4 protein-coding genes are annotated in these 5349 nt (G+C 62.2%); 1 reads left to right on the forward strand and 3 read right to left on the reverse strand.

From position 1 onward, the window contains the following. Positions 1-476 precede the first annotated feature (476 nt). Both AB0C84_RS45185 and AB0C84_RS45190 read right to left on the reverse strand, forming a co-directional pair. Positions 477-1457 (reverse strand): helix-turn-helix domain-containing protein, encoded by a 981-nt coding sequence (locus AB0C84_RS45185; protein ID WP_361078901.1) that lies wholly within the window; start codon positions 1455-1457, stop codon positions 477-479. 358 nt (positions 1458-1815) lie between these two features. Then, the gene (locus AB0C84_RS45190; RefSeq protein ID WP_361078904.1) at positions 1816-2361 is read right to left on the reverse strand and encodes a hypothetical protein; all 546 of its coding nucleotides are present in this window, start codon (positions 2359-2361) and stop codon (positions 1816-1818) included. A gap of 143 nt (positions 2362-2504) precedes the next feature. Here AB0C84_RS45190 and AB0C84_RS45195 point away from each other — a divergent pair, with 143 nt between their 5' ends. Beyond that, on the forward strand, positions 2505-4661 hold the full coding sequence (locus tag AB0C84_RS45195) for a hypothetical protein (RefSeq protein WP_361078907.1): 2157 nt from the start codon (positions 2505-2507) through the stop codon (positions 4659-4661). Between the two features lie 65 nt (positions 4662-4726). Here the strand turns inward: AB0C84_RS45195 and AB0C84_RS45200 are convergent, their stop codons facing one another. Continuing rightward, positions 4727-4984, reverse strand: coding sequence for a hypothetical protein (locus AB0C84_RS45200; protein ID WP_361078910.1), 258 nt, complete (start codon positions 4982-4984; stop codon positions 4727-4729). Between the last annotated feature and the right edge of the window lie 365 nt (positions 4985-5349).

Raw genomic sequence — 5349 nt, forward strand, 5'->3', positions numbered from 1 at the left:
GGTTCCGCCCGCCCGCGGTCGCCGCCCCGCCCGCGCGGCGTGGGGTGGGCCCCTCCCGCGAGCGGGTTCGTGGACCTCACCCCCGGGCGGCTCATTGTGGATCGCCGGGACGGAGTGCCACTGGGCGCGCTTGCGTTAGTCCAGCGAGATGGTGTGAGTGTCGTTGCGGACCGCGGCGTCAGGCCAGCTGTGCTCGATTCGGGGATCCTGCTGAGAGCGAGGCGGTGGACGGGGAAGAGCTGTGCTCGAGCAGGCTGCGATGTTGGTGAGTGGCGCTGCCGCGACGAGCGCGGTCAGATCGCGCGGCCGAGGCTGTGCTCGCGCCCCTCGCCGACCAGACGGCGATGCGGTGGTGGGCCTGATTCTCGGTGAGAGTGAGGCCCAGGCCGGCGTCCGCGTCCACTTGCGGTTCCAGTGTCCCCAGGCCAGGTCGACGACTCTGCACAGTCGCCTCGCTGCACCTACCCGACGCCCCGTCAACCCGAATATCTTGTTTCGATTTCGTCGCGTTTGAGGTAGAGAGTGGTCGCACTACGGGCGATGTCGGGCTCAAAGCGTTCTTCGCAGGCCGCCTGGACCAGGCTACAACTATCGACACCGAATGCCTTTGCCGAGGCGTCGGCGAAGATGCTGGCAGAGTCCCTGTGCAGAAAGAAGAAGAATACCTGTTCCTTTCCTGTGGCCAATTTCACCGCATAGCCGTGCATGACGCTATGACTCCCGTCCTGCAAAGCGGCCGGTAGATCGACGACCTGATGTATCTGATCGAAGTTTGGTGCGAGCCGGAAAGCCGGATCATCTGGTACAAGTCGAACAATGCATGCACGGTACTGCCGTAGAAAGACTTCGAAGCTAAAAGAACGTTTCCTTCTATTGAGCCATCCTGGCAGCACTTCCTCATTGGCTGCATTGGCGATCACGCCACGAGCGACGCGCCAGAGTTCACTCAATGATTTGGCGCCCACGCTCTTGAGATCGCTCTGATCGACTTCCTCGACTGAGAATTCTATGTCGCGATCGATCAAGAGGTTCCGGCTCTGTCCAGAGAGCCACCTGATAACGGCAGGATAATAGAACAGGATCGTCTTTGTGCCGATCTTCAGCCCAGGCAGGAAACCTTCTTCGTGAGCCTTGATCAGAGTGCGGCTGCGAACTCCAAGTCGAACCGCTATATCTTGCAGCTTCAGGACGTTCGGGTCCCTGCCAGGTTCGAGCGGGCAAACGATCTCTTCGCTCGAGATGGCCACTCTTTCCCCGCTCAGGGCGCGCATCACAGCGGGACGGTAGTAGACGAGATCCTTGCCGATCTTCTGTGCAGGGATCTCGCCTCTGGCAACCATGGCACGGATAGTCTGACCTGCTATTCCCAAGTAATCGCTCAGAGGAGCAGTGCTCGTTATATTGGGATCATGACCCCAACTTGCGAGGGGCAGAACACGGGTGGCATCGTCATTCATTATGGACCCTTTAAAGCCGGGATCTGACCTCTACACGCTCGGCCAGTCGCCAGCCTACCTGAAGTGCCGTTACGTGACCGCTGGCTGCGTCCGCAGCAGCGCGACAAGTCCTGTTACGGGTGGCACCCCTTTGGGGGGGACGCTTCTACGGCATCTCCGTAGGCGCAGCGTCAGTGCGGCCCCTGCAGTTGCTCTTGCTGCGGCGCTGATGTCGCGCCCGTTTCCCGGTCAGTCCGGACCATCCGCGGCCCCCTGAAAGGTCCACGCCGTTAGACCACAGTCGCCATGCCCCGGACATGGCGAGCTCCCACAGTTTGGTCGGTGACCCCCGTGGAGCCGAACCGCCTGGACCCTGAAATCATACAGAAAGCTGCGCCAGGCCATGGCGGTAGAAATCAAGTCTTTCCTCGATCAGCTCTCGATCGAAGCGCTCGGGTGAGCTCCTGTAAAGTGACTTCCCTCGCGCGGAAAAGAAAGCCTCATCGGGCACCCGTTGAAACCCATCGGGAATGAACTTGCGCACCTCCTCAAGAGCTACAACCGCATCCTCAAGGAGAAGACGGGCGTTAGTGATCTGCCCGTCCGGCAGACTCGAGATATCGACGGGAACTCCTGAGGCAGCCTGGTCGCTTAGCCACAGGAACTCTCCTGGGTCAATGATCTGCGAAGGGACGGCACCACCGATTGCAGGGGGGATCACTACTTCCTGCGCTCTAATCTCGAACTCGAAGCTTGCGGTCGTGTGGCATGTCGGGCATCCACCTGCATGTACCGAGACCAATGCCCTGCCGCGCTGCTCGCGCCAGCTACGCAAGCCGTCGGGCGCCTTGCAGCAGTCACAGAAGTTCAGGTCCAGGTAGAGAAGAACCTCTTCCATCGTCCGAGCTGTCAGCATGGCTGTCATTTTACCGCCTTCGGGCTTGAATGATGGCTCTCATGGCGCCGGCATGCTAGCGTGCACCCTGTTCTAAGGCTCTTAAATGGTTTAGGATCACGGCCTGCCAGTCCACACTCTCGGGACGCAGCAGGCCAGTGGAGGTAAGCAGGATGGGCGCTGATCCGCGCGGCCCCGCTCCACACGAGCAGGATGGCCTCGCGCCTCGGCTGGAAGCAGCTTTGAGCCAAGCAAAAGAAGCCCTCCTCGAAATCATTGTACGCCAGTTCCCCACTCTCTATGAGCTGGTGGAACCGGAAGATATCAGCAGCGAGGTCTTCACCCTGAAGGACCTTAAAGTTCCCGGCTCGTACCCGAATATAAGGCTAGAGATTGTCCCACTACCCAAGGGTCAGACGGCTCGAACTTTCTGCAACACCATTTCAGATAATCACGTGATTCAACTTTCTGATCGAGTGTCGTCCGAGGAGCTTCCGGACGCAATCAGCCTGGAGGTCGCCGCGCTTGCTGCGCAACGGCGGCGAGCCCAGGTCTCGGCGGTATCTAGGTTCCAGATGACGCAGGCCAAGCACCAGCCCTCGCTGGAGGAGGCCACCGATCAGATCGGGGAGCGTGCCCGTCTTCCGCAGCGGTTCCGATACCCCATGCCCGGGCGTCACGACGATGGGCGTCTGATCAACCGAGCCGAACTCCCCGAGGCGGTCCGGCGCGCAGCCCACGCCCGCGACATACGGAGCCGGGAGACGCTTGCGGATCTCAGGCGCGAGGCCGCCCAGCTTCCGCAGGGGGTCTATCCGAGGCTTCCGATCGTGATCGGTGCCGGCGCCGCCGTCGCTGCCCGTGACCCCGCCCGCCTCCTCATCGACACCCGGCAACGCTGGCACATCGACCCCAGTCGCGGTCTGGTCCAGGCGGCCGACCAAGTCAGCCAGCTCCGCGAGATCGGCATGGGCGACCCGTATCAGTTCGCCGCTCCCCGTGACCGGCTACCGCTTGCTGCACTGCGACTGTGGGAGCACACTCTGGCCCTCAACGGACCTCTCATCGACGGGCTCGCCAGTCTGGTGATCGATGATCGGAGCCGGCTAGTGGTCCAGATACGACCGGCGGACGGAAGTGCACCAGTCATGATCGAGGTCGAGGGGGAACCTTTGATCGCCACAGGCATCGCGCCGCAGGCCTTGCCCGGTTGCTCCCCCCGCGTCCCCTCGGTGCACGACGCGTTCGAAGCCATCAGCAGACACCTCGTGGCTACGCCATGGCCCGTGGCTCCGCTCTGGGCGCAGATCCTGGCTGAGCTACCGGACCGGGAAGGCACCGCCCAGACTGTGGTCGATGGTCTGGACGACGCCGGCCTGCTGACACTGCTGGAAGATTCAGGCACTCCCGGAACCCGAGACGCACTCCAAACCCTGCGTGCGACCGCCGCCTGGGATCGGTGCCGGGCAGTGGCGCCGGGAAAGGTACTGCTCGGCGATGAGGTGAGCGATGGTCGGTTCGATCCCTCCATCGCCGAGACGTGGATGGTCGCCGGCAAGGGCGGGGGCGGCAACACCGCGCCGGAGATCATCCTAGAAAGCAATCCCGATGCTCGAGTCATTCAACTGGGCGGCAGGGTACCTGAGGTCTTGCTCAGCAATGCCCAATATCGAGAACTACAGAGGCGTCATAATCGCGAATTCGGAGGAGACGGCCGTTTGACGATAGACCCCGATGCACGCGTCGGCACCATCACCATGTCGGAGGGCCCCGGGGGCCAGCCCATATTTGAAGCGCTGGGCCATAAGGCAGACGCCTACGTCGCCTGTCTTGGCAGGACCCCCCGCCTTCCTCGGGTGCTCAACGCAGTATGCCGCGCTGCCAGCGCGGTCCGCGGCGACATGATGTTCGACAGCGATCGGCAATACCTCGGATACCACCTAACGATTCGAGCAAGAAGTTCTACTTATGGATTCGAGATCACCGGCGCTGCCTCCCGTATCCTACCTCCGGGAATTTTTACGCCCGAGGACATTCGCCTAGTCGAACAGATCAATTTGCAGGACGCACCGGCCGAGAGCGGAAACGTCGCGGCGGGCTTCCTGTCCACGGCTATGCAAGCGGTGCGCCTCGAAGCGCACCGCGCGCGGAGTTTCCAAAGAGACCTCGCAGGCGCCCGCGCCGGGGCGGTGCCCGCAGCGCTAGACTTCCCGTTCGCATCTGTTCCACCCAGGCGGACACCCGGCTCCGACCGCCCTTTTGCTAGCGTTCCCGGGTTGGCGCCAGGGCAAAGAGCGGCCAAGGCAAAGACTCCGCTCTTTCCAGGCTAGGGAAATAGAGCCCAACCTCACAGCAATCACCGGCCGACTCCACGATCCTTGTCGCGTGCTGCCCTTCAACGCACCTCATGCGAGTGAGAAGTCGCGCAGACCGAATCGTTGTCGGTCAGGCTGAGCAACCATCTTCTTCCGTCTACTACAACTACAGCGATGTCCTTTTCGCGGTCAGGAACTTCGAACGAGACCAAGATGACCTCCTTGCCCTGCTCCTGGGCTTTCGCGACCCATTGGCTTCCTGCCGCTTCGAGCAGGTCACTCTCGGGCGCCACAGCCTTGCGGTCGAAGTCGACGATCAGGTCGTGCTGTTCCTTCACTTGCTCTCCTGAGTCTTCTGTCGCAGTGAGGGGATCCGTGGGATGTCCAGATGGACAAGGCGCGTGTCTACTCGATCCCCTGGGACCCGATTCAATAAGTCAGTGACGTTGTTTCTATCATCCTACGATAATGCCGTCTTGCGCCGGTCGGCTGTGGCAGGCCAGAGCCTAGGTGATGGACGGGAGCCACCCGCGGCCGGGGACGAGGCCGTTGTGCGAGGGTACGGCCAGGCCGTGCTCCGCATGCCGGGGATGGTGAATCAAACCGGGTGGCGTTCGCCGCCGGTGCCCAGCGGTCGGTCGATCTCCTCGCCGGGCCGGTGGCCGCAACCTGGCATTGAGCGCAGCGAATGCCAGGTTGCGGC

The organism is Actinomadura sp. NPDC048955 (assembly GCF_040649435.1).
Lineage (GTDB): Bacteria > Actinomycetota > Actinomycetes > Streptosporangiales > Streptosporangiaceae > Spirillospora > Spirillospora luteofluorescens.